The sequence below is a fragment of the Pseudomonas sp. FW300-N1A1 genome (assembly GCF_058789115.1).
The window spans coordinates 70093-93897 of the sequence record NZ_JBYTBK010000017.1 but is presented as its reverse complement, the minus strand read 5'-3'; the positions used below and the strand labels follow the sequence as shown (position 1 = coordinate 93897).

The window sequence follows — 23805 nt, the reverse complement described above, 5'->3', positions numbered from 1 at the left end:
CGATCAGTTCGCCTCTAGAAGTGGGTCAAGCGCACGAACGTGCTCGACCTGCCAGCCAAGCGGAACCACGTCTCCAACGGCCAGCGCCGGATCCAGCTCGGCGATGGGCTGTTTCACGAAGAAGTCGGTCTTGCCACAGACTTCCAGGCGTACCCGGACGTGGTCGCCCAGATAGATGAATTCCGCCACCCGCCCGGAGAAGCGGTTGACGCATGACTCACTGGAGCCGTTGAGGCTCACGCGCTCCGGACGAATGGACAAGGTCACCGGCTCGCCGGTCTTGCCGACATTCACCGCCAGCGCTTCCACTTTCTCACCACGCCCCAGCTCGACCACGCAGCGGTCGCCGTTCTGGCTGTGCAGACGGCCGTTGAGACGATTGTTCTCACCGATGAAGTTGGCGACAAAGGTATTCTTCGGCTCTTCATACAACATGCGCGGTGGGGCGATCTGCTGGATTTCGCCTTGGTGGAATACCGCGACGCGGTCCGACATGGTCAGGGCTTCGCCCTGGTCGTGGGTCACATAGACCACCGTCACGCCGAGGCGCTGGTGCAGGTGTTTGATTTCCATCTGCATGTGTTCACGCAGTTGTTTGTCCAGTGCCCCCAGCGGTTCATCCATCAGCACCAGTTGCGGCTCGAACACCAACGCCCGGGCCAGGGCCACACGCTGTTGCTGGCCACCGGAGAGCTGCGCCGGATAACGCTGGGCGAACTTATCGAGTTGAACCATGCCCAGTACGCGCTTGACCCGGTCGCTGACGTCGCTTTTGTTCAACCCGCGAACGGTCAGCGGGAACGCCAGGTTCTCGGCCACCGTCATGTGCGGGAACAATGCGTAGTTCTGGAACACCATGCCGATGTCGCGCTTGTGCGGCGGCACGTTGTTGATCGAACGGCCGGCCAGCAGGATCTCGCCCGCCGTCGGCGTTTCAAAGCCGGCGAGCATCATCAGACTGGTGGTCTTGCCGGAGCCGGACGGCCCGAGCAAGGTGAGGAATTCGCCTTTGCGAATGTCCAGGTTGAGGTCTTTGACGATCAGGTTCTCGCCGTCGTAGCTCTTTTGCACGCCACGAAAGCTGACCAGTACATCATTCGCCCCAGCGCTTGAATCAACCTCGCTCATACCCGCACCTTTGTATTCTTTATATGTAGGACTGCTGAGGACTAAGCCTAGTGGAGCCTTAAGACCACGCAAATCGGGGCGCAGGAGAGAATCGCCTCAGCCGGATGGAAGGCTGGGGGTAGGGATTGCCCTACAAGGATGGCGCGTTTTGACAAACGCAGAGGCCGGCTGTCAGCTACAAGCCGCAAGAATGGGCAGCCGCGATATCGCCAGCTGTCGTAAATGGATATGTCACGCTGCTCCCACATCGGAGAACCCGTGGAGCGGTTGTGTCAGAGGAGTTTATGTTCCATCGCGTACTTCACCAGTTCCGCCAGGGAGGTGATGTTGAGTTTCTGCATCAGCCGCGCCTTGTGGGTACTGATGGTCTTGCTGCTCAACGCCAGTTGCTGGGCGATATCGTTGACGTTGGCCCCCTGCGCCAGGCGCTCGAACACCGAGAACTCACGCTCTGACAGCAGCGAATGCAACGGCCGCGAATCCGTCAGGCCGACCTCGAAGACCATGCGGTCCGCCAGTTCCGGATCAATGTAACGCCCCCCCGACGCCACCTTGCGGATAGCGGTCAATAGCAGCGCCGGGTCGCTGTCCTTGGTGGCATAGCCGGCAGCCCCCACCTTCAATGCCCGGGCAGCCATTTGCGCCTCGTCATGCATCGACAGCACCAGAATGGCCGGTGGATTGTTCAGCGCGCGAATCCGCGGGATGGCCTCCAGCCCATTGACGCCTGGCATGGAGATATCGAGCAGCACCACTTCGCAGGGAACGTGACGCAAGGTATCCAGCAGTTGCTCGCCATTACTCGCCTCCCCCACCACAAGCAAGTCCTTGGCCAGGCCGATCAACTGCTTGATGCCCTCACGGACGATGGTGTGGTCTTCGGCTACCAGTACACGGATCACAGATTTCTCCAGAAAAAACAGCGTCAGGCTTCAAGCAACGGTACGCGGACCTTGAGGGTTGTGCCTTCACCCGGCTCGCTGTCCAGGATCAACTGCCCTCCCATGATCAACACCCGCTCACGCATGCCTACCAACCCAAAAGACGTTGACCTGCCCGTAGGGGCGACAAAACCTATACCATCATCGCTGATCGTCAGGCATAACTCGTCGTCTTCCAGCACCAGCGTCAGCTCTACAGTATGCGCCTGAGCATGGCGCATGACATTGGTCAGTGCTTCCTGCAGTATCCGGAACAGGCCAATGGCCTTGGCATCGCTGAGGCTCGGCAGATTATCCGGTACCTGCACCAGGCACGGTATATGCGTGCGCGCTTCGAAGCGCCGAGCCTGCCACTCGATCGCCGAAGCGATCCCGGCGTCGAGAATCGGCGGACGCAATGCCGTGGCGACGTCGCGCACCAACTGGAACAGCTGGGCGATCAGGCGCTTCATGCTATTGAGGCGCTCCCCCAAGCCCGGATCCAGATCGGCGTAGGCCAGTTCACACATCGATGTTTCCAGCTTGAGCACGGTCAGCATCTGCCCCAGCTCATCGTGAACCTCGCGAGCAATCCGCGCTTTTTCCTCTTCGCGAACACTTTCCAGGTGCGCCGACAGCTCACGCAATTGCTCCCGCGAACTGGCCAGCTCCAGTTCGATGCGCTTGCTCTCGCTGATGTCCCAGACAATGCCGTCCCAGACAAAGGCACCGTCGTCGAGGCGGCGGGTGATGGCTTTGATTTCCGCCCAGCGCTGCTGGCCCTGGCGGGTGACGATTCGCCCCTGCCACGACCAGTCGCTGTCGGTGTCCAGGGCGTGGTCCTGGGTCTGGTGATAACTGGCCTTGTCATCCGGATGCACCAGGCTGCGCAGGCCCATGTCGCGATGGCTCAAGGTCGCGGGCGAGTACCCCACCAGGCTTTCGCTGCCTTCGCTGATGTAGGCAAAGTCGATTTGCCCGGTCACTGGCGCCCGCTCCAGCCGAAACACCAGCCCGGGAACGTTGGCGGCGATCCCCTGCAACCGTGCCTCGCTTTCTCGCAAGGCGGCCAAGGCCCGACGCCGCTCGGTGACATCATTGAGGTAAACCACCAGGTATTCGCTGTCGCGAAAGCGCAGGAAACTCAACGACACGTCGGCCGGCAAAATACTGCCATCGGCGCGCACGCAGTTGGTTTCGAAACTTTGTGCCCCCTCTTCACTGGCCCGGGCACGCTTCCAGAGGTTCAACCAACGATCCATGTGCAGGCCGGGTTCAAAGTCGATCAGCGGCCGATCGATAACGCCGCCCGGTGCATAACCAAGCATGTTCTCGGCGGCACGGTTGGCGTAACGCACATGACTGTCCCAATTGACCCAAAGGATTCCGACGGTACTTTGATCGATTGAAAACTGGGTCAGGCGCAACGCTTCTTCGCTGGCTTCGCGCCGTGCAATGTTCTCCCTAGCGGCCAGCAAGCGCTGCTCCAACAGGTGTTGCTGACGACGCTGCCAGATCACGATGGCCATGGCACCGAGCACCATCACCACCAGCAGCAGGCAGAGGTTTTGCCAGAACCCCGGTGACTCCGACAACTGCGGGTACTTGGGTTGTAGCCAGCGTGCGTGCAGTTGCTCCAGATCCTTGGCCGGTATCGCATGCAACGCACTTTCGACAATGCCGGCCAACTCCGGCCAATCGCGACGCGTCGCGACCCTCAACAACTGCGGCAGCCCGATATCGCCAACCACGACCAACCCGGCAAACTCAGGTTCGGCAGACAACCGACTCAGTTGGGCCTCATCGACGATGGCATAGCGCGCCTGCTGAGTCAGCAGCAACTGCAGGGCCTGACGCTCCAGCGGTACGCCTTGCAGGTTGAGATTGGCGTAATTGCTGCGCAAATAATCGGCGATTGCACTCGGCATTCGCACCGCGACCCGCGATTGACTGTCGAGTTTTTCCAGCTCCACCGCCCCTGCGGTTTTCTGCTCGCCCACCACCAGTTGCGGCACACGCATGTAGGGGTCGGTGAATTGCCACAGCCGCAAGCCTGCAGGGGTTTGCGTCAGGCCAGGGGCGACGTCGACCTCACCTTCGCGCGCCGCGGCCTCCAGTTGCGTCAGATCGGAAAAATGACGCCAGGTCAGCTCGACGTTCAGTGCGCCGGCCAACCACTGCATCAACTCGATATTGGCCCCGGACAAACGCTGCAAGCGCCGGTCGTACTGGGCATAAGGCGCTTGCAGGACCACCCCCACACGCAACTCGCCGTGCTGCGCCAGCCATTGACGCTGGTCACTGCTCAGCGGTACGACGCGCGCAGGTGGTACGGCGATCGCCCACGCCATCAAGGGAAGCCAACAACAGCCGATAACCAACAGGCAGCGAAAACGCATCATCCGAAGTCTCACACACTGACAAATACTGACCAACCCATTAGGCTGCCGGGATTACTTCTGGCCTGGAATATCCGATGCCCCCTGTCTACCGCTCGGCACTGCCAGCATTGTGCCTGTCGCTGATACTGCCTTGTGCCTTTTCAGTTCAGGCTGCCGACCCGGCGCCCGCGACACCTGAAAAAACAGCCGAAGAAAAAACCCTGGAGCGCCAGCCACTGCCTGAGCGTAGCCAAGAAGACGCTGCCGCTCTCGAGCGCACGGTCCCCGCCCAGGAGCAACAACGGTTGCAGGCGGGCAGCGAGACCTTTCTGGCACTCTGGAAACCGGCCAACACCAGTGACCCCAAGGGTGCCGTGATTATCCTCCCGGGCGCTGGTGAAACGGCTGACTGGCCTCAAGCAATCGGTCCTTTGCGGCAAAAGTTGCCCGATGCCGACTGGGGCAGCCTGAGTCTTACCCTGCCAGACCTGCAAAGCAATGCCCCACAGCCACGTATCGTCGAGGCCCCACCACCCGCCGCCGAGACGCAGAGCAAGGACGCCAGTACGGCGGCGCCCATCGAACAAGTGGCAGGAGGCGAAGGGGACATTGCCGATCGCCCGATCGCCGAAACCGGTGAAGAGCGACTCAAGGCCGATGCCGAGCGGATCTACGCACGCATCGATGCCGCGATTGACTTCGCCGAGCAACAGAGTGTGCGCAGCATTGTCTTGCTAGGCCACGGCACTGGGGCCTACTGGGCCGCACGCTACCTGAGCGAAAGACAACCGGCACAGATTGATAAGTTGGTGATGATTGCGGCCCGGGCACCTGCTCCGCGGCCCGACTTGAGCGAACTGACGACCCAGCTGAAGCTGGCAACGCTGGACCTCTACTACAAGGACAAAGTGACCGATCAGAACGCGGCCCAGGAGCGTTTGAAGGCGAGCAGGCGCCTGAAAGAGTCAACCTTCAGGCAAATCCCCCTCAAGACACTGCCGGGGAACAGTGCGGCCCAGCAGGAGCAACTGTTCCGCCGCGTGCGTGGCTGGTTGAGTCCACAGAGTGCACAAAGCTGATCGAGCCCGGACCTCACCACCGGTCGACCTTCAGGCCGCTCGATTAACGGAAGTCTCGCCGCTGACGAATCAACGTGTAAGCGTTGTGCAACTCCCGGGTCTTTTCTGTCGCCTCGCGAACCTGAGACGGCGTCGCGCCACTGCCGGCGATTTTATCCGGATGGTGGCGACTGAGCAGGCGACGATACGCACGCTTGATCTGTGATGGCTCACTGGTGACAGACACCCCCAGCAGGCGCATCGCCTCCTGATACGCCTCGCCACTGTTGGGCCGCGCTCGCTTGTGCGGCTCGTAGTCACTGGCCAGCGCCCGCACCTGTCCAGGCGTGCAGCCCAGCCATTTACCCCACAATGCAATCAGGTCGCGCTCGGCGGTTCCGGCTCGCCCGTCCGCCCAGACCATTCGCCAGCACGCGCGCAAGACCCCCTCTGCCGCATGAGGCTGGGCCCGCAGCCGCCGCAAATAACCGCGCAAGCGATCATGCCCGGACTTGCCCCGATTGAACGCGGCGATCGCCCGTTGCTGCGCAAAATCGTTCATTTCCAGTGCCCGCATTTCCTGACGCGCCTGGTAGATATGGCTATCCACCACCCGACCGTCACTCTTGGCCAGACGCCCGAGCAACACAAACAGCAGTTCATCGTTACGCAACATCGGGCGACCGCCCAGTTGCTCACGTAACTGCCCCAGGCTTTGCAGTTGCAGGCGCCGGTCCAGCGCCTGTCCCAACAAAGCCCCGAGCATGGCCCCCGGGATACTGGCTATGGCAAAGCCAGCCCCGGCTCCGATCAGAGTCCCTGGCCACAGCATCTCAGCGGCTCGCTTGCAGCAAATGTTCAACTTCGGCCAGACGCTCGTGCGTGCCCACGTCGACCCAATGCCCCTGCAGTCGCTCCCCCGTCACCTGCCCTTGGGCCATCGCCTCGCGCAACAACGGCGCCAGCTTGAAGGCGCCCTCCCGGCAACCGGCAAAGAGCTTCGGATGCAGCACCGCGATGCCACTGTAAGTCAGGGTTTGTGCGTCCGCCCCGGCGTCATGCACCTGCCCCTCGACCAGACTGAAATCACCCCGCGGGTGGTGGGCCGGATTGTCGGCCAGCACCAGGTGAGCCAGCCCTGCCAGCGGTTCACGCAAGGCGGCGAAGGCGTAATCCGTCCAGATATCACCGTTGACCACCACAAAGGCTTCCTCTCCCAGCAGTGGCAACGCACGGAATATCCCGCCGCCGGTTTCCAGCGGTTCGCCTTCAGGCGAATACTGAATCTTCAGGCCGTAGCGAGAACCGTCGCCCAGATAGTCTTCGATCTGCTGCCCCAACCAGGCGTGATTGATCACCACCTCGCTGAAACCGGCTGCCGCCAGTGCCCGCAGGTGATACTCGATCAATGGCATCCCCCCCACGCGCACCAACGGCTTGGGCGTGCTCAGCGTCAACGGGCGCATGCGTTCGCCTTTGCCGGCCGCCAGAATCATTGCCTTCATGCAGAGACTCCCACCGAGGTGCGCAGGCTCGTCAGCAATGTGTTCAGGTCAGCCAGTTCAGGACGACGAGCCAGCACGGCCTCTATATAAGCAAAGAACCGGGGCACGTCCGTGAGGTAACGCGGCTTGCCATCGCGGTGGCAGATGCGGGCGAAGATCCCAATCACTTTCAAATGCCGCTGCACACCCATCAGATCGCTGGCACGCAGGAAGTCTTCGAAGTCCGGTTGAACCGGGATCCCGACACTGCCAGCTTGTTGCCAGTAGCTTTCCAGCCAGTCGCGCACACGTGCCTCGGGCCAACTGAGGAAGGCGTCCTTGAACAGGCAGGTCACGTCATAGGTCACCGGCCCGTACACCGCGTCCTGGAAATCCAGCACGCCCGGGTTCGGCTGACTGATCATCAGGTTGCGCGGCATGTAGTCGCGGTGCACCAACACTTTCGGCTGGGCCAGGGCACTGTCGATCAACAGGTCGCTGGCACGCTGCCAGAGTGCCTGCTGAGTGGCATCGAACTCGATACCCAACTCCCGCTTCACATACCACTCGGGGAACAGTTCCAGTTCGCGGCGCAGCAGTGCCACGTCATAACTGGGCAGCGGTGCAGCCATCGGCAACTGTTGGAAGGCCAGCAATGCCTGCAGCGAATCCTTGAACAAATCGTCGGCATTTTCGCCGTTGATCACGTCCAGATAGGTCTGATTACCCAGGTCGTTGAGCAAAAGAAAACCGCGATCAAGATCCTCTGCATAGATTTTCGGCACATTGATGCCGGATTTCGCCAGCAAAACGGCGATGTCCACGAAGGGCTTACAGTTTTCCTGAGGAGGTGGAGCGTCCATCACGACAAAGCTCCTGTCGCCGCCTTCCCAGCGGAAATACCGACGGAAGCTCGCGTCGCTGCTGGCCGCGGTCAACGTGGCCTGGGGTACGTCCCCCCATCCTTGGGCGGCAAATACAATTGCCAATTGCTCATCGAGCCAAACTTTCAGGTGTTGCAAGCGTACATCTTGATCAGGCATTACAAGGGTCTCCGACGGCGCTAGCCGTCAAGCGGGTCATGCTTTATTATCCAGCATCTTTTTCAGACCATCGAGAGGCGTGCGGCCCACACCGCGGGCAGATGGCACGCAGGAAGCCCGGACTAATAAGATGGCATTGAAATCCCCCGCGTTTCGTAAAAAATTTCCGTTGCTTGTGACCGGCACTCTGCTGGCCATGCAACCACTAGCCACTTCCTTCGTGGTCGCCGCGGAACAGTATGACTGCTCAGTCTCTGCTTCGGGTGCCTGGGATTGCGCGCCGAAAACCAACGCGGCTCAACTGCCGCCGCGCCCTGTGCATGATGCCAGCGCGGTCAGTTCGAACAACGAATCGGCAGCAGACAGCACAACTGAAGGCGCAACCGCCGACAAGCCGGTATTGGTCACCGAAGCCGAGGGCCGTGGCCTGAAGTCGCGCAGTGCTGACTACAGCCACCTCGACTGGGTTCCGCGTGAGCAGCTCACTGCGGCGCAACTGGCCGAAACAGGCCCTTATTGCGCGGGCGGCTATGTCGAACCGACACGTCCTGGCATGAATGACACGACGGCCAAGAGCGACGCCCCCACCTTCATCGGCGCCAAAGCCTCCCGCTACCAGCAGGAAGAGCAGATTGCGACCCTTGCCGGTGACGTGGTCATGCGCCAGGGCAGCATGCAGGTCGAGGCCGACGAGGCCAGCCTGTACCAGGCCGAGAACCGTGGCGAGCTGAGCGGCAACGTGCGCGTGCGCGACAACGGTGCACTGATCGTTGGCGATCACGCCGACGTACAGCTCGATACCGGTGAAGCCAAGGTCGACAACGCCGAATACGTGTTGCACAAGTCCCGCATTCGCGGCAGCGCGCTGTACGCCAAGCGGGCCGAGAACGCGATCATCCGCCTCAAGGATGGCACCTACACCTCGTGCGAACCGGGCAGCAACGCCTGGCATCTCAAGGGCAACAACATCACCTTGAACCCGGCAACCGGCTTCGGCACCGCGACCAACGTGACGCTGCGGGTCAAGGACATCCCGGTGATGTACACCCCGTACATCTACTTCCCGATCGATGATCGCCGCCAGTCCGGCTTCCTGCCGCCGACCATCGGCAGCGGCAGCGATACCGGCATGCTGCTGGTCACACCGTATTACTTCAACCTGGCACCCAACTACGATGCCACGTTGTATCCGCGCTACATGAGCAAGCGCGGCCTGTTGATGGAAGGCGAATTCCGTTACCTGACCGAATCCAGCGAAGGCCAGTTCGGCGCGGCCTATCTGGACGACCAGGAAGACGAGCGCAAGCTGCAGTCCGACTACGAAAAAACCCGCTACATGTACAACTGGCAGCACAAGGGCGGCCTGGACTCGCGCGTCCTGACCGAGGTCGACTACACCAAGATCAGCGACCCTTACTACTTCCAGGACCTGCAGACCGATCAGTTGGGTGTCAAGAGCGTTTCCGACTACGTGAACCAGCAAGGTGCGGTCAGCTATCGTGGCGATACCTACACCGCACGCCTCAACGCCCAGGCTTACGAGCTGGCATCGGTGTCCAACACCACGCCTTATGATCGCCTGCCGCAAATCACCTTCAACGGCTTCCTGCCACAACAGCCGGGAGGGTTGAACTTCGCCTATCAGACAGAGCTCGTGCGGTTTGATCGGGATTTGCAGACCGGTACCTACATCAATCAGAACGGTGATCCGGAAAGCCGACTCGACAACAACGTTCAAGGTCTGGCGCGATCCAACGGTAATCGTCTGAATCTGGCACCGACCATGAGCCTGCCGCTAAACGCGACCTATGGCTACGTGAAGCCTACGCTGAAGTATCAGTACACCCAGTACGACCTGGATCTTGATCAGAAAGGCCAAACATCTTTGCTTCCAGGTGAATCCTTCGACAGTACGCAAAAACGCGGCGTACCGATCTCCAGCATCGACAGCGGCCTGTACTTCGATCGCAACACCCAGTGGTTCGGCAAAAACTACCGCCAGACCCTGGAGCCGCGCCTGTTCTACCTCTATGTGCCTGAGGAAGACCAGACCGACATTCCGGTGTTCGATACCAGCGAATACACGTTCAACTACGCCTCGCTGTTCCGCGACAACCGCTTCTCGGGCTCCGACCGCGTCGGCGACGAAAACAAGCTGTCGCTGGGCGTGACCAACCGTTGGATCGAAGACAACGGCTTCGAACGCCAACGCGTCAGCGTTGGTCAGGCCATGTACTTCAAGGACCGCGAAGTTCAGCTCCCGGGTATCGAAGCCAAAGACCGTGCGGATGCCCAGTCGAATGTTTCGCCGTACGCTTTGGAATACGAATACCGCTGGAACCGCGATTGGCGTACCACGGCTGACTACAACTGGGACCCGGACAGCCACAGCCCGCGCTCGGGCAGTGCGATGTTCCACTACCAGCCTGAAGACAACCCGAACAAGGTGATCAACGCCGGCTATCGCTATCGCAACGACCAGGTGATCTACGACCAGAATACCGGTAAATGGCAGATCGGCGGCGACTACGGCACTCCGGGCCAGCCTGGCTACGTGAAGGACTACTACAAGATCGAACAGCACGACTTCTCGGTCATCTGGCCAGTCGTGCCGCAGTGGAATGCCATCAGCCGCTGGCAGTACGACTACAACCGCAACCGTACCCTGGAAGCCTTCGGTGGCTTCGAGTACGACAACTGCTGCTGGAAACTGCGCCTGATCAACCGTTACTGGGTTTCGTATGACGAGTTCAGTCAAGAAGCTCCGGAAAACGAGAAAGGCGACCACGGCATTTTCCTCCAAATTGTTCTGAAGGGACTCGGTGGCGTTACTGGCGCCAAGGTAGAGAGCTTCCTCGACAAAGGCATCCAAGGTTATCGTGAACGTGAAGACCAAGCTTTCTGATTGTCTGCGCCCGCTGATGCTGGGCGCGCTGTTCCTGAGCACCGCGGCTAGCGCCGCGGTGCAGTCCATCGACAAAGTGGTGGCCATCGTCGACAACGACGTGGTCATGCAAAGCCAACTGGACCAGCGGGTTCGCGAAGTTCAGCAAACCATCGCCAAGCGCGGCTCGGCCGTTCCACCGGCCGGTGTCCTGGAGCAACAGGTGCTGGAGCGCCTGATCGTCGAGAACCTGCAATTGCAGATCGGCGAGCGCTCCGGCATCCGTATTACCGATGAAGAACTGAACCAGGCAATCGGCACCATTGCCCAGCGCAACAACATGACCGTGGATCAATTCCGCGCCGCCCTGTCCCGCGACGGCCTGTCTTATGAAGACGCTCGCGACCAGGTTCGCCGGGAAATGATCGTCAGCCGTGTGCGTCAGCGTCGTGTGGCCGAGCGCATCCAGGTGTCCGAGCAGGAAGTGAAGAACTTTCTTGCCTCCGACCTCGGCAAAATGCAGCTATCCGAAGAACTGCACCTGGCCAATATCCTGATTCCAACCCCGGAAAGCGCCAACTCCGAAGCGATTCAGAGCGCTGCACGCCAAGCCATGGAGATCTACCAGCAACTCAAGCAAGGCGCTGATTTCGCCCAGTTGGCCATTGCCCGCTCGGCAAGCGACAACGCTCTGGAAGGCGGCGACATGGGCTGGCGCAAGGCCGCTCAACTGCCACCGCCGTTCGACCGCGAACTGAGCGCCATGGCGGTCGGTGACGTGACCCAACCTGCACGCACGCCAGGCGGTTTCATCATCCTAAAGCTGCTGGCCAAGCGCGGCGGTGGTAATCAGGTGCGTGACGAAATCCACGTTCGCCACATCCTGATCAAACCAAGCGAAATCCGTAGCGAAGCAGAGACCAAGCGCCTGGCGCAGAAACTCTACGAGCGCATTGAAGCGGGCGAAGACTTCGCCGAACTGGCCAAGAGCTATTCGGAAGACCCGGGCTCCGCCCTTAATGGCGGCGACCTGAACTGGATCGACCCGAACGCACTGGTGCCGGAATTCCGCGCCGTGATGGACAAGACCCCACAAGGTCAACTGTCCCAGCCATTCCAGAGTCCTTACGGCTGGCATGTCCTGGAAGTCCTTGGCCGTCGTGCCACCGACAGCACCTCCCAGGCTCGCGAGCAACAAGCAATGACAGTACTGCGTAACCGCAAGTACGACGAAGAGCTGCAAACCTGGCTGCGTCAGATCCGTGACGAAGCCTACGTTGAAATCAAGCTCCCTGGCGTCGACCAGGCGGCGAAGTGAAACCTCAACGCTTCGCTCTGACACCCGGCGAGCCGGCCGGCATAGGTCCAGACCTGTGCCTGCTGCTCGCCTCGCAAGCCCAGCCGCACCCCCTGATTGCCATTACCAGCCGCGACCTGCTCCTTGAGCGGGCCACGCAGCTGGGCGTGGTCGTCAACCTGCTGAGCGTCACGCCTGACCACTGGCCGGACGCGCCTGCGCCAGCCAACAGTCTTTACGTCTGGGATACTCCGCTCAACGCCAAGGTCGTCGCCGGACAACTGGACAAGGCCAATGCGGCTTTTGTTCTGGAAACCCTGACCCGGGCCGGCCAAGGCTGCCTGGACGGAGACTTCGCCGGGATGATCACCGCCCCGGTGCACAAGGGCGTGATCAACGAATCCGGTATCGCCTTTTCGGGTCATACCGAATTCCTGGCGGACCTGACCCATACCGCCCAAGTGGTGATGATGCTGGCCACCCATGGCTTGCGCGTCGCACTGGTGACCACGCACCTGCCATTGCGGGAGATTGCCGACGCCATCACCCCTGAGCGCCTGGAGCGGGTCACGCGGATTCTACATGCCGACCTGCAGCAAAAATTCGGCATCGCCCAGCCACGCATCCTCGTCTGTGGGCTCAACCCCCACGCCGGCGAAGGCGGACACCTGGGCCATGAAGAAATCGACATTATCGAACCCACCCTTGAGCGTCTGCGCGGTGAAGGCATGGACCTGCGTGGCCCCCTGCCCGCCGACACTCTGTTTACCCCCAAATATCTGGAGCACTGTGATGCAGTGCTGGCGATGTACCATGACCAGGGCCTGCCCGTGCTGAAGTACAAAGGCTTCGGCGCAGCAGTCAACGTGACCCTTGGCCTGCCGATCATCCGCACCTCAGTCGACCACGGCACCGCCCTGGACCTGGCTGGCAGCGGCAAAATCGATACCGGCAGCCTGCAAGTCGCCCTGGAAACCGCCTACCAGATGGCCGAGACCCGTTTATGACCGAGCACTACCAACACCGGGCGCGCAAGCGCTTCGGCCAGAACTTCCTGCACGATGCCGGTGTTATCGACCGTATCCTGCGCTCCATTCACGCCAAGGCCGACGACCGTCTGCTGGAAATCGGCCCGGGCCAGGGCGCACTGACCGAGGGTCTGCTCAACAGCGGCGCCCAGCTTGATGTCGTGGAGCTGGACAAGGACCTGATCCCGATCCTCAACCAGCAATTCGCCGGCAAGAGCAACTTCAACCTGCATCAGGGCGACGCACTGAAGTTCGACTTCAACAGCCTGAATGCCGCCCCCAACAGCCTGCGCGTAGTCGGCAACCTGCCCTACAACATCTCCACGCCGCTGATTTTCCACCTGCTGAACAACGCAGGCATCATCCGCGACATGCACTTCATGCTGCAAAAGGAAGTGGTCGAGCGCCTGGCTGCAGGCCCGGGTGGTGGTGATTGGGGTCGCCTGTCGATCATGGTTCAGTACCACTGCCGGGTCGAACACCTGTTCAACGTCGGCCCGGGCGCGTTCAATCCGCCACCGAAAGTCGACTCGGCCATTGTTCGCCTGGTGCCGCACGCCGTACTGCCACACCCCGCCAAGGACCATCGCCTGCTGGAGCGCGTCGTTCGCGAGGCGTTCAACCAGCGCCGCAAGACCCTGCGCAATACCCTCAAGGCCCTGATGAGCAGCGCCGAAATCGAAGCCGCCGGCGTCGATGGCAGCCTGCGCCCGGAACAGCTCGACCTGGCAGCCTTCGTGCGCCTGGCCGACAAACTCAGCGAACAGGTCGCCGAGAATCCAGCCGACATCTGACCGGCCTGAAGCGTTATCGGGTAGGAACCAGGCGCCCGGTCTGGTTTACTACCCGATACTTGGCCTAGACTGATCCACATCAGTCACGCCCCGCGTCCCGCTTTGCTTTTAAGGCCTTTTTGCATGTCCGATCCTCGTTATCAGGTCGACGTCAGCGTCGTCACTCGCTTTCTGGCAGAACAGTCGCAACCCGAGCACAACCGCTTTGCCTTTGCCTACACCATTACCGTACAGAACAACGGCCTGCTACCGGCCAGGTTGCTCTCACGGCACTGGGTGATCACCGATGGCGACGGGCATGTCGAAGAGGTTCGCGGTGCCGGCGTGGTTGGCCAGCAGCCGCTGATCGAGCCCGGCAAGAGCCACACCTACAGCAGCGGCACCGTGATGACCACCCGCGTTGGCAACATGCAAGGCAGTTATCAGATGCTCGCCGACGACGGCACCCACTTCGACGCCATCATCGCGCCATTCCTCCTGGCCGTACCCGGAGCCTTGCACTGATGGCGACCTACGCCGTCGGCGATCTCCAGGGGTGCCTCGAGCCGCTGCAATGCCTGCTCAAGCGTGTCGCCTTCGACCCGGCAAAGGACCACTTGTGGCTGGTCGGGGACCTGGTGAACCGGGGACCGCAATCGCTGGAAACCCTGCGCTTCCTCTATAGCATCCGCCAATCGCTGGTGTGCGTACTGGGCAACCACGACCTGCACCTGCTGGCGGCCGGGAAAAACATCGAGCGCCTGAAGAAAGCCGATACCCTGCGCGAAATCCTCGATGCCCCGGACAGCAAGGACCTGCTTGAGTGGCTGCGCCAGCAAAAACTCCTGCACTACGACGAACAACGCGACATGGTGCTGGTGCATGCCGGCATACCGCCGCAATGGTCGCTGCGCAAAGCCATCAAGTACGCCACCGAAGTCGAGACCGCACTGCGTGACGACAACCTGTTCGCCCCGTACCTGGACGGCATGTACGGCAGCGAACCGGCAAAATGGGACAACGACCTCAAAGGCGTGACCCGTTTGCGGGTGATCACCAACTATTTCACCCGCATGCGCTTCTGTACCCGCGAAGGCAAGCTTGACCTCAAAAGCAAGGAAGGCATCGACACCGCCCCGCCCGGCTACGCCCCCTGGTTCAAGCACAAGGAGCGCAAGACCCGCGGCCAGAAGATCATTTTCGGTCACTGGGCGGCACTCGAAGGCCAATGCAACGAACCCGGCATCTTTGCCCTCGACACCGGTTGCGTCTGGGGTGGCGCCATGACACTGATGAACATCGACACCGGCGAGCGTCTGAGTTGCAAATGCGACGAACACGGCCACCTCGCACCGCCTGTCGCCTCACCTATCCCCGAACCGTTGTCGGCCAGCGCCAAGCGCTAGGCTGGCTCCCAGCCAGGCCACAGGAGCCCACCATGAGCGAATTCAAACGCATCCCCCCCGAACAAGCCCAGGCTCTGCGAGAGCAAGGCGCGGTGGTGGTCGACATCCGCGACCCGCAGACCTATTCCGCACTGCATATCAGCGGCTCAAAGCACCTGGACAACCATTCGATCTCGGATTTCATCCGCGGTGCCGACCTCGATGCACCCACGGTAGTGGTCTGCTATCACGGCAACTCGAGCCAGAATGCCGCCGCCTACCTGATCAGCCAGGGCTTCTCCGACGTCTACAGCATGGATGGCGGCTTCGAACTGTGGCGCACGACCTACCCTTCGGAAACGGCGCAAGGCACGTCCGAATAATTTTTTTCAGTGCTGCAGCCCACGTCTGCCGTGGGCTGACGGACGGTCATTTACAACAAATTACGCATTGCCCCTTTACCTCCCCGATTCCGAACTATCCTTAGGCTCAGGCCATCCAAAACAGGGGAGAGCCGGTACACCGGCGTGCGGGTCATCGGGAGTAACCTTTCAGGGTTGATAGCTTTGAAGGTGTTCTGGGGGGGTAAAAAGCAGCTGCACTTTCAGTTGCTTACCAGCATCGACTGATCCGGCGCCGGCTCCACGTATCGAGCGAGGTGTCGTCATGAGTATTTTTAGCCACTTCCAACAACGCTTCGAGTCCACACGCCAGGAAGAACTCACGCTGCAGGAGTACCTGGAGCTGTGCAAGCAGGACCGTAGCGCCTACGCGTCCTCCGCCGAGCGTCTGCTGTTGGCCATCGGTGAGCCGGAATTGCTGGACACCTCGACCAACTCGAGGCTGTCGCGCATCTTTTCCAACAAGGTGATCCGTCGTTATCCGGCCTTTGAAGACTTCCACGGAATGGAGGAATGCATTGACCAGATCGTTTCCTACTTCCGCCACGCCGCCCAAGGCCTGGAAGAGAAGAAACAGATCCTCTACCTGCTCGGCCCCGTCGGTGGCGGCAAGTCGTCCCTGGCCGAAAAGCTGAAACAGCTGATCGAGAAAGTCCCCTTCTATGCCATCAAGGGCTCTCCCGTATTCGAGTCGCCACTGGGGCTGTTCAACGCCACCGAAGACGGCGCGATCCTGGAAGAGGATTTCGGCATTCCACGGCGCTACCTGAACACCATCATGTCGCCTTGGGCGACCAAGCGGCTTGCCGAGTTTGGCGGTGATATCAGTCAGTTCCGGGTGGTCAAGCTCTACCCTTCGATCCTCAACCAGATCGCCGTCGCCAAGACCGAACCGGGTGACGAAAACAACCAGGACATCTCGGCACTGGTGGGCAAGGTCGATATCCGCAAACTCGAAGAATTCCCGCAAAACGACGCCGATGCCTACAGCTACTCGGGCGCACTGTGCCGGTCCAACCAGGGCCTGATGGAATTCGTTGAAATGTTCAAGGCACCGATCAAGGTGCTGCACCCACTGCTGACCGCCACCCAGGAAGGCAACTACAACAGCACCGAAGGCCTGGGCGCGATTCCGTTCACCGGGATCCTGCTGGCGCACTCCAACGAATCGGAGTGGCACACCTTCCGCAACAACAAGAACAACGAAGCCTTCATCGACCGGATCTATATCGTCAAGGTACCGTACTGCCTGCGGGTCACCGACGAAGTGAAGATCTACGACAAGCTGCTGTTCAACAGCTCCCTGGCCAAGGCTCACTGCGCACCCGACACCCTGAAGATGCTCGCCCAGTTCACCGTGCTCTCGCGCCTCAAGGAGCCCGAGAACTCGAACATCTACTCGAAAATGCGCGTGTATGACGGCGAGAACCTCAAGGACACCGATCCGAAGGCCAAGTCGATCCAGGAGTACCGCGATACGGCCGGCGTCGACGAGGGCATGAACGGTCTTTCGACCCGTTTCGCCTTCAAGATCCTGTCCAAGGTCTTCAACTTCGACCCGCACGAAATCGCCGCCAACCCGGTGCACCTGCTCTACGTGCTCGAACAACAGATCGAACAGGAGCAATTCCAGGCGGAAACCCGCGAACGCTATCTGCGCTTCCTGAAGGAATACCTGGCACCGCGCTACATCGAGTTCATCGGCAAGGAGATCCAGACCGCGTACCTGGAGTCCTACAGCGAATACGGGCAAAACATCTTCGACCGCTATGTGCTGTATGCCGACTTCTGGATTCAGGACCAGGAGTACCGCGACCCGGAAACCGGCGAAATTCTCAACCGCGTCGCCCTCAACGAAGAGCTGGAGAAAATCGAAAAACCGGCGGGCATCAGCAATCCGAAGGATTTCCGCAACGAAATCGTCAACTTCGTACTGCGCGCCAGGGCCAACAACAACGGCAAGAATCCGACCTGGCTCAGCTACGAGAAGCTGCGGGTGGTCATCGAGAAGAAAATGTTCTCGAACACCGAGGATCTGCTGCCGGTCATCAGTTTCAACGCCAAGGCCAGCAAAGAGGACCAACAAAAACACAACGACTTCGTTACACGGATGGTCGAGCGCGGCTACACCGACAAACAGGTACGGCTTCTGTCCGAGTGGTACCTGCGGGTCCGGAAATCGCAATGAGACAGCTGCAAGCTACAAGCCACAAGCTGCATGAGAAAAGCGCGTAAACCCGAGAGCCGGGTAACTGCTTCTACTTGCAGCTTGTCGCTCACAACTTGAAGCTGCCCGGAGGGCCCCTATGAGCTATGTGATCGACCGACGCCTCAATGGCAAGAACAAGAGCACGGTAAACCGCCAGCGGTTTCTGCGGCGTTACCGCGACCACATCAAAAAAGCCGTTGAGGAGGCCGTGAGCCGGCGCTCCATTACGGACATGGAGCACGGCGAGCAAATCAGTATTCCCGGGCGCGATATCGACGAGCCGGTGCTTCACCATGGTCGCGGCGGTAAACAGACCATCGTGCACCCCGGAAACAAGGAGTTCACGACCGGCGAGCACATTGCCCGCCCACCGGGAGGTGGGGGTGGCCGTGGTCCGGGCAAGGCCGGCAATTCCGGCGAAGGCATGGACGAGTTCGTATTCCAGATCACCCAGGAAGAGTTCCTCGAATTCATGTTCGAGGACCTTGAGCTGCCCAACCTGGTCAAACGCAACCTCAGCGGCACCGATACCTTCAAGACCGTGCGCGCCGGTATCAGCAACGAAGGCAACCCGTCACGGATCAACATCATCCGCACCCTGCGCTCAGCCCATGCCCGGCGAATCGCCCTGTCGGGCAGCAGCCGGGCAAAACTGCGCGAAGCCAAGGACGAACTGGCACGCCTCAAACAGGAAGAACCGGACAATTTCGGCGATATCCAGAAAATCGAGGCTGAAATCGAACGCCTGAGCGCGCGCATTAATCGTGTGCCGTTTCTCGACACCTTCGACCTCAAGTACAACCTGCTGATCAAGCAACCCAACCCCAGCTCCAAGGCGGTCATGTTCTGCCTGATGGACGTCTCCGGTTCCATGACCCAGGCGACCAAGGACATCGCCAAGCGGTTCTTCATCCTGTTGTACCTGTTCCTGAAACGGAACTACGAAAAGATCGACGTCGTGTTCATCCGCCACCACACCAGCGCCCGGGAAGTCGACGAAGAAGAGTTCTTCTACTCTCGTGAAACTGGCGGCACCATTGTCTCCAGCGCCCTGAAACTGATGCAGGAGATCATGGCCGAGCGCTATCCGAGCAACGACTGGAACATTTATGCCGCCCAGGCCTCCGATGGCGACAACTGGAACGATGACTCGCCAATCTGCCGTGACATCCTGATCAACCAGATCATGCCGTTCGTGCAGTATTACACTTATGTAGAGATCACTCCGCGCGAACACCAGGCCCTGTGGTACGAGTACGAGCGTATCGCCGAAGCCTATTCCGACACCTTTGCCCAGCAGCAGCTGGTTTCGGCCGGAGATATCTACCCGGTCTTCCGTGAACTCTTCCAGCGCAGGTTAGTGACATGACCGCCAAAGAGCAGAAACGCCAACCCATTTCCACCGGCTCCGAATGGACGTTCGAGCTGATCCAGGCCTACGACCGCGAAATCAGCCGTCTAGCGGCCCGCTATGCGCTGGACACCTACCCCAACCAGATCGAAGTGATTACCGCCGAACAGATGATGGATGCCTATGCGTCCGTCGGCATGCCACTGGGTTATCACCACTGGTCCTATGGCAAACACTTCCTTAGCACGGAAAAGTCCTACAGCCGTGGCCAGATGGGGCTGGCCTACGAAATCGTGATCAACTCCGACCCGTGCATTGCCTACCTGATGGAAGAAAACACCATCTGCATGCAAGCGCTGGTGGTGGCCCATGCCTGCTATGGCCATAACAGCTTTTTCAAAGGCAACTACCTGTTCCGCACCTGGACCGATGCCAGTTCGATCATCGATTACCTGGTTTTCGCCAAGCAGTACATCATGCAGTGCGAGGAGCGCCACGGCATCGACGCCGTGGAGGACCTGCTGGACTCCTGCCACGCCCTGATGAACTACGGCGTCGACCGCTACAAGCGCCCTTACCCGATCTCAGCCGAAGAAGAGCGACGCCGGCAAAAGGACCGCGAAGAGCACCTGCAAAAGCAGATCAACGACCTGTGGCGAACCATTCCCAAAGGCGCCGGCAAGTACAGCGAGAAAGACAACGCACGCTTTCCGGCCGAACCGCAGGAGAACATCCTCTATTTCATCGAAAAACACGCCCCGCTGCTGGAGCCATGGCAGCGGGAGATCGTGCGGATCGTGCGCAAGATCGCACAGTACTTTTATCCACAGCGCCAGACCCAGGTCATGAACGAGGGCTGGGCAACGTTCTGGCACTACACCCTGATGAACGACCTGTACGACGAAGGCCTAGTGACCGACGGCTTCATGATGGAGTTCCTGGCCTCGCACACCAGCGTGGTCTTCCAGCCCGGGTTCGATAGCCCGTATTACAGTGGGATCAACCCCTACACCCTGGGCTTCTCCATGTACCGCGACATCCGCCGCATGTGCGAGGAGCCGACGGAAGAAGACTACCGCTGGTTCCCGGAAATCGCCGGGACCGACTGGCTGTCAACCATCAAGTTCGCCATGAGCAGCTTCAAGGATGAGAGTTTCATCCTGCAGTACCTGTCACCGAAGGTGATCCGCGACCTCAAACTGTTCAGCATTCTCGATGACGATCAAAAGGACGATCTTCTGGTACCCGCCATCCATGACGAGGAAGGCTACCGCACCATTCGTGAAACGCTGGCAGCCCAATACAACCTGGGCAACCGCGAACCCAACATACAGATCTACAGCATCGACCGCCGCGGCGATCGCTCGCTGACCCTGCGCCATCAACAACACGACCGCAAACCACTGGGAGACTCCACAGACGAGGTCCTAAAGCACCTGCACCGCCTCTGGGGCTTCGATATCCACCTGGAGACCCTGCAGGGCGACCAGGTGATGAAAACCCACCACGTGCCCCCCAGGGGCGAGCACAGCGAGGGCGATTACGGTCGCCTCGACCTGGCCGTCATTCACCTTTGAACCTTCCAGAACCTCCGGAAGTTCGACACAAGGGTTATCCTGTCGAGCTAACGGAGGTTTTTTATGCAGATTTATAAAGTCGGCGGCGCGGTCAGGGATCGCCTGCTCGGCAAGCCTGTCACCGACATTGACTGGGTTGTGGTCGGTGCCAGCACTGAAGAGATGCTCGCCAAGGGCTTTCGCCCGGTCGGAGCCGATTTCCCGGTCTTCCTGCACCCTGAAAGTGGCGAGGAATATGCCCTCGCCCGCACCGAGCGCAAAAGCGGGCGCGGTTACGGCGGCTTCACCTTTCACGCCAGCCCCGAAGTCACCCTGGAAGAAGACCTGATTCGCCGCGACCTGACGATCAATGCCATGGCCGAAGACGACCAGGGCCAACTGACCGACCCCTATCATGGCCAGCGCGATCTCGAGGCACGCATACTTCGCCATGTTTCCCCCGCATTCGCCGAAGATCCCTTGCGAGTCCTGCGCGTTGCCCGTTTCGCCGCCCGCTACGCCGGGCTCGGTTTCACGGTCGCACCCGAAACCCTCGAACTGATGCGCCAACTCAGCGAATCAGGCGAACTTGAGGCACTGACTGCCGAACGCAGTTGGAAAGAAATATCCCGCGCCCTGATGGAAAACCAGCCTCAGGTATTCATCCAGGTACTCAGGGACTGCGACGCACTGAAGGTGCTGATGCCCGAGGTCGATGCGCTGTTCGGCGTGCCGCAGCCTGAAGCCCATCACCCGGAAATCGACAGCGGCCTCCATACCCTGAGCGTTCTGGAACAGGCCGCCGCACACAAACAGCCGCTGACCGTGCGCTGGGCCTGTTTACTGCATGACCTTGGCAAAGGCCTGACACCCGAGAGCGAATGGCCCAGGCACATCGCCCATGAACACAAGGGACTGAAACTGATCAAGGCCGTCAACGAACGCTTCAAGGCCCCGCGCGACTGCCAGGAACTGGCGCTGCTGGTGGGGGAATACCACACCCACGGCCATCGCGCCCTGGAGCTGAAAGCCTCGACGTTGCTGGAGTTGCTGCAAAGCTTTGATGTGTATCGACGGCCGCATCGATTCGAGGAGTTCATTGCGGCCTGCGAAATGGACGCACGAGGCCGAAAAGGTCTTGAGCAGAGAAGTTATCCACAAGCCGATTACTTGCGAGGTGCAGCCACGGCCGCACGCGGCGTGGCGGTCCAACCCTTGCTGGAACAGGGGTTCAAGGGCCCGGAGCTGGGCGAGGCCATCAAGCGCGAGCGGCTCAAGGCGTTGAAGGCCTACAAGGAGGCGCTTGCCTGAAAACATCGCGGGCAAGCCCGCTCCCACAGGTACGGCGCACACCTTGTGGGAGCGGGCTTGCCCGCGATAGCGTCAGTCAGGTCACAGCAAATTCAAAGGCGTCAACTGCTCGCCACGCCACGCAAACGCCACCGGCGCCAACACCTGGTCAATCTGCGCTTCACCCCACAAGGTCGCGAAGCTTTTGCCGACACCCGGATGCACCCTGTCCGGCGCAATCAGCGACAGCGGCCATAACACAAAGGCATTTTTCAGTATTTCCGCTCGCGGCAGGACCAACCCATCGAAATTACCCACCAGATCGCCATACAGCAGCACGTCGATATCCAGCGGCAAGCCCTTGCGATCCGGGGCGTACCGACCATTGTCGGCCTCGATGAACTTCAATCGCCGATCCAGCTCCATCAAGGGCAGATCGGTGAACGCAGACACCACGAAATTGAAGAACGGTCCGCTCTTGATCCCGACCGGCTGGCTTTCGAACACCGCCGAGCAGCGGATATCCACCAGGAAGCCCGACAGCGCTTCCAACCCAGCCCGCAGATGAGCTTCGCGCTCGACATTACTGCCGAGCCCGAGAAATACCTGAGTTAGCGACATCCGCGCTCGATCTCCACGCCTACGCCCGTTGCAGCCGGGATGGCGCCTGGCTTGGTCAGCTTGAGACGCATCCAGGTGATCTTGAACTCGCCCATCAAGACTTCCGCCAAACGCTCGGCAAAGGTCTCCACCAGTTGGTAGCTGGACTGCTCGGCGAACGCCTGGATACGCGATGTGACACTGGCATAGTCGAGCGCCAGGGTCAGGTCATCACCCGCCGCTGCCGGACGGTTGTCCCAGGCAAAGCTCAGGTCAAGACGCAGGCACTGGCGGATGCCGCGCTCCCAGTCGTAGGCACCAATCACCGTGTCGACTTCCAGGCCCTCGATAAACACTCTGTCCAAGCACTTTTCTCCGCAGCACGACAAGGGCGCAATGCGCCGTTAGAATCAGGGCGTCCTCGCCCGGAATAGTTAGCATGTTTTGGTTACTGGCGATCCTCGCCTACCTGCTTGGCTCTCTGTCCTTCGCCATTTTGCTCAGCCGCCTGACCGGTAACCCCGATCCGCGAATGAGTGGATCGGGTAATGCCGGCGCCACCAACATGTTACGCCTGGCGGGCAAAAAACTCGCCGCCCTCACCTTGCTGGGCGATCTTTGCAAAGGCTTGCTGCCCGTACTGATTGCCGGGGTGGCAGGCCTTTCGATTCAACAACAGGGTTGGATTGGCGTCTGCGCCGTCATCGGCCACCTGTTTCCGCTGTACTTCTGCTTTCGCGGCGGCAAAGGCGTTGCAACGGCCGCCGGCATGCTGCTGGGGCTATACCCGCCAGCGGCACTCCTGGCCATTGGCGCCTGGCTCCTGACCTTCTACCTCACCCGCACCAGCTCGCTGGCCGCCCTCATCGCCACGCCCCTGACCCTGCCACTACTGGCCTGGCAGGAACCGGCAGCGTTACTGCCCATGAGCGCATTGACGGCGCTGATCGTCTGGCGCCATCGCGGCAATCTACGCGACCTGTTTGCCGGGCGCGAACGGCATTTCTAACGACCGCG

Annotated in this window: 21 protein-coding genes; 13 read left to right on the top strand and 8 right to left on the bottom strand. The window is 60.3% G+C overall.

Annotated elements, in window-relative coordinates; translation table 11 throughout:
* Positions 1-3: 3 nt before the first annotated feature.
* The 3 genes from AC3WQN_RS14130 to AC3WQN_RS14120 form a co-directional block, all read right to left on the bottom strand.
* Positions 4-1128, bottom strand: a complete 1125-nt coding sequence (locus AC3WQN_RS14130) for an ABC transporter ATP-binding protein (protein ID WP_103401154.1) — start codon at positions 1126-1128, stop codon at positions 4-6.
* Positions 1129-1400: 272 nt separating this feature from the next.
* Entirely contained in the window at positions 1401-2030 is a 630-nt protein-coding gene (locus tag AC3WQN_RS14125) for a response regulator (RefSeq protein ID WP_008051638.1), read from the bottom strand.
* Positions 2031-2053: 23 nt separating this feature from the next.
* Positions 2054-4450, bottom strand: a complete 2397-nt coding sequence (locus AC3WQN_RS14120; protein ID WP_103401153.1) for a PAS domain-containing sensor histidine kinase — start codon at positions 4448-4450, stop codon at positions 2054-2056.
* A 74-nt stretch (positions 4451-4524) separates the two neighbouring features.
* Between AC3WQN_RS14120 and AC3WQN_RS14115 the strand changes: the two genes are divergently transcribed.
* A complete protein-coding gene (locus tag AC3WQN_RS14115; protein ID WP_103401152.1) occupies positions 4525-5508 on the top strand; it encodes an alpha/beta hydrolase family protein in 984 nt (327 codons plus the stop codon).
* Between the two features lie 43 nt (positions 5509-5551).
* Here the strand turns inward: AC3WQN_RS14115 and AC3WQN_RS14110 are convergent, their stop codons facing one another.
* From AC3WQN_RS14110 to AC3WQN_RS14100, 3 genes are read right to left on the bottom strand one after another with little or no spacing between them, the layout of a single operon-like run.
* Complete coding sequence (locus tag AC3WQN_RS14110; RefSeq protein ID WP_103401151.1) at positions 5552-6319, bottom strand: TerB family tellurite resistance protein; 768 nt, start codon at positions 6317-6319, stop codon at positions 5552-5554.
* 1 nt (position 6320) lies between these two features.
* Complete coding sequence (gene murU, locus AC3WQN_RS14105; RefSeq protein ID WP_103401150.1) at positions 6321-6992, bottom strand: N-acetylmuramate alpha-1-phosphate uridylyltransferase MurU; 672 nt, start codon at positions 6990-6992, stop codon at positions 6321-6323.
* A complete protein-coding gene (locus AC3WQN_RS14100; RefSeq protein WP_103401149.1) occupies positions 6989-8014 on the bottom strand; it encodes an aminoglycoside phosphotransferase family protein in 1026 nt (341 codons plus the stop codon). The genes murU and AC3WQN_RS14100 overlap by 4 nt, the downstream gene beginning before the upstream one ends.
* A gap of 130 nt (positions 8015-8144) precedes the next feature.
* Between AC3WQN_RS14100 and AC3WQN_RS14095 the strand changes: the two genes are divergently transcribed.
* The 11 genes from AC3WQN_RS14095 (at position 8145) to AC3WQN_RS14045 (ending at position 22209) form a co-directional block, all read left to right on the top strand.
* Positions 8145-10919 (top strand): LPS-assembly protein LptD, encoded by a 2775-nt coding sequence (locus AC3WQN_RS14095; protein WP_103401148.1) that lies wholly within the window; start codon positions 8145-8147, stop codon positions 10917-10919.
* Complete coding sequence (gene surA / locus AC3WQN_RS14090) at positions 10900-12216, top strand: peptidylprolyl isomerase SurA (protein WP_141234474.1); 1317 nt, start codon at positions 10900-10902, stop codon at positions 12214-12216. Before AC3WQN_RS14095 ends, surA begins: the two co-directional genes overlap by 20 nt.
* Positions 12213-13202 (top strand): 4-hydroxythreonine-4-phosphate dehydrogenase PdxA, encoded by a 990-nt coding sequence (pdxA, locus tag AC3WQN_RS14085; RefSeq protein ID WP_103401147.1) that lies wholly within the window; start codon positions 12213-12215, stop codon positions 13200-13202. Before surA ends, pdxA begins: the two co-directional genes overlap by 4 nt.
* Entirely contained in the window at positions 13199-14017 is an 819-nt protein-coding gene (gene rsmA / locus AC3WQN_RS14080; RefSeq protein ID WP_095082923.1) for a 16S rRNA (adenine(1518)-N(6)/adenine(1519)-N(6))-dimethyltransferase RsmA, read from the top strand. Before pdxA ends, rsmA begins: the two co-directional genes overlap by 4 nt.
* Before the next feature lie 123 nt (positions 14018-14140).
* Positions 14141-14521 (top strand): Co2+/Mg2+ efflux protein ApaG, encoded by a 381-nt coding sequence (gene apaG, locus AC3WQN_RS14075; protein ID WP_103401146.1) that lies wholly within the window; start codon positions 14141-14143, stop codon positions 14519-14521.
* The gene (locus AC3WQN_RS14070) at positions 14521-15402 is read left to right on the top strand and encodes a symmetrical bis(5'-nucleosyl)-tetraphosphatase (RefSeq protein WP_103401145.1); all 882 of its coding nucleotides are present in this window, start codon (positions 14521-14523) and stop codon (positions 15400-15402) included. The genes apaG and AC3WQN_RS14070 overlap by 1 nt, the downstream gene beginning before the upstream one ends.
* Positions 15403-15434: 32 nt before the next feature.
* Entirely contained in the window at positions 15435-15764 is a 330-nt protein-coding gene (gene glpE, locus AC3WQN_RS14065; RefSeq protein WP_103401144.1) for a thiosulfate sulfurtransferase GlpE, read from the top strand.
* Between the two features lie 283 nt (positions 15765-16047).
* Positions 16048-17970, top strand: a complete 1923-nt coding sequence (locus tag AC3WQN_RS14060) for a PrkA family serine protein kinase (RefSeq protein WP_095082915.1) — start codon at positions 16048-16050, stop codon at positions 17968-17970.
* Between the two features lie 118 nt (positions 17971-18088).
* Positions 18089-19360: a YeaH/YhbH family protein gene (locus AC3WQN_RS14055; protein WP_095147252.1), complete on the top strand. Its 1272-nt coding sequence runs from the start codon at positions 18089-18091 to the stop codon at positions 19358-19360.
* Positions 19357-20919, top strand: coding sequence for a SpoVR family protein (locus AC3WQN_RS14050; RefSeq protein ID WP_103401143.1), 1563 nt, complete (start codon positions 19357-19359; stop codon positions 20917-20919). The genes AC3WQN_RS14055 and AC3WQN_RS14050 overlap by 4 nt, the downstream gene beginning before the upstream one ends.
* A gap of 63 nt (positions 20920-20982) precedes the next feature.
* On the top strand, positions 20983-22209 hold the full coding sequence (locus tag AC3WQN_RS14045) for a multifunctional CCA addition/repair protein (RefSeq protein ID WP_103401142.1): 1227 nt from the start codon (positions 20983-20985) through the stop codon (positions 22207-22209).
* 81 nt (positions 22210-22290) lie between these two features.
* Here AC3WQN_RS14045 and folK read toward each other — a convergent pair whose 3' ends face one another.
* On the bottom strand, positions 22291-22809 hold the full coding sequence (gene folK, locus AC3WQN_RS14040) for a 2-amino-4-hydroxy-6-hydroxymethyldihydropteridine diphosphokinase (RefSeq protein ID WP_103401141.1): 519 nt from the start codon (positions 22807-22809) through the stop codon (positions 22291-22293).
* The gene (folB, locus tag AC3WQN_RS14035) at positions 22800-23153 is read right to left on the bottom strand and encodes a dihydroneopterin aldolase (protein ID WP_103401140.1); all 354 of its coding nucleotides are present in this window, start codon (positions 23151-23153) and stop codon (positions 22800-22802) included. The genes folK and folB overlap by 10 nt, the downstream gene beginning before the upstream one ends.
* A gap of 74 nt (positions 23154-23227) precedes the next feature.
* Here folB and plsY point away from each other — a divergent pair, with 74 nt between their 5' ends.
* Positions 23228-23797, top strand: a complete 570-nt coding sequence (gene plsY, locus AC3WQN_RS14030) for a glycerol-3-phosphate 1-O-acyltransferase PlsY (protein WP_103401139.1) — start codon at positions 23228-23230, stop codon at positions 23795-23797.
* The last annotated feature ends 8 nt before the right edge of the window (positions 23798-23805 follow it).

Coding starts and splice junctions, on each gene's coding strand:
- AC3WQN_RS14130 (WP_103401154.1), bottom strand. CDS start 1,128: ATGAGCGAGGTTGATTCAAGCGCTGGGGCGAATGATGTACTGGTCAGC.
- AC3WQN_RS14120 (WP_103401153.1), bottom strand. CDS start 4,450: ATGATGCGTTTTCGCTGCCTGTTGGTTATCGGCTGTTGTTGGCTTCCC.
- AC3WQN_RS14115 (WP_103401152.1), top strand. CDS start 4,525: ATGCCCCCTGTCTACCGCTCGGCACTGCCAGCATTGTGCCTGTCGCTG.
- AC3WQN_RS14110 (WP_103401151.1), bottom strand. CDS start 6,319: ATGCTGTGGCCAGGGACTCTGATCGGAGCCGGGGCTGGCTTTGCCATA.
- murU (WP_103401150.1), bottom strand. CDS start 6,992: ATGAAGGCAATGATTCTGGCGGCCGGCAAAGGCGAACGCATGCGCCCG.
- AC3WQN_RS14100 (WP_103401149.1), bottom strand. CDS start 8,014: ATGCCTGATCAAGATGTACGCTTGCAACACCTGAAAGTTTGGCTCGAT.
- AC3WQN_RS14095 (WP_103401148.1), top strand. CDS start 8,145: ATGGCATTGAAATCCCCCGCGTTTCGTAAAAAATTTCCGTTGCTTGTG.
- rsmA (WP_095082923.1), top strand. CDS start 13,199: ATGACCGAGCACTACCAACACCGGGCGCGCAAGCGCTTCGGCCAGAAC.
- apaG (WP_103401146.1), top strand. CDS start 14,141: ATGTCCGATCCTCGTTATCAGGTCGACGTCAGCGTCGTCACTCGCTTT.
- AC3WQN_RS14070 (WP_103401145.1), top strand. CDS start 14,521: ATGGCGACCTACGCCGTCGGCGATCTCCAGGGGTGCCTCGAGCCGCTG.
- glpE (WP_103401144.1), top strand. CDS start 15,435: ATGAGCGAATTCAAACGCATCCCCCCCGAACAAGCCCAGGCTCTGCGA.
- AC3WQN_RS14060 (WP_095082915.1), top strand. CDS start 16,048: ATGAGTATTTTTAGCCACTTCCAACAACGCTTCGAGTCCACACGCCAG.
- AC3WQN_RS14055 (WP_095147252.1), top strand. CDS start 18,089: ATGAGCTATGTGATCGACCGACGCCTCAATGGCAAGAACAAGAGCACG.
- AC3WQN_RS14050 (WP_103401143.1), top strand. CDS start 19,357: ATGACCGCCAAAGAGCAGAAACGCCAACCCATTTCCACCGGCTCCGAA.
- AC3WQN_RS14045 (WP_103401142.1), top strand. CDS start 20,983: ATGCAGATTTATAAAGTCGGCGGCGCGGTCAGGGATCGCCTGCTCGGC.
- folK (WP_103401141.1), bottom strand. CDS start 22,809: ATGTCGCTAACTCAGGTATTTCTCGGGCTCGGCAGTAATGTCGAGCGC.
- plsY (WP_103401139.1), top strand. CDS start 23,228: ATGTTTTGGTTACTGGCGATCCTCGCCTACCTGCTTGGCTCTCTGTCC.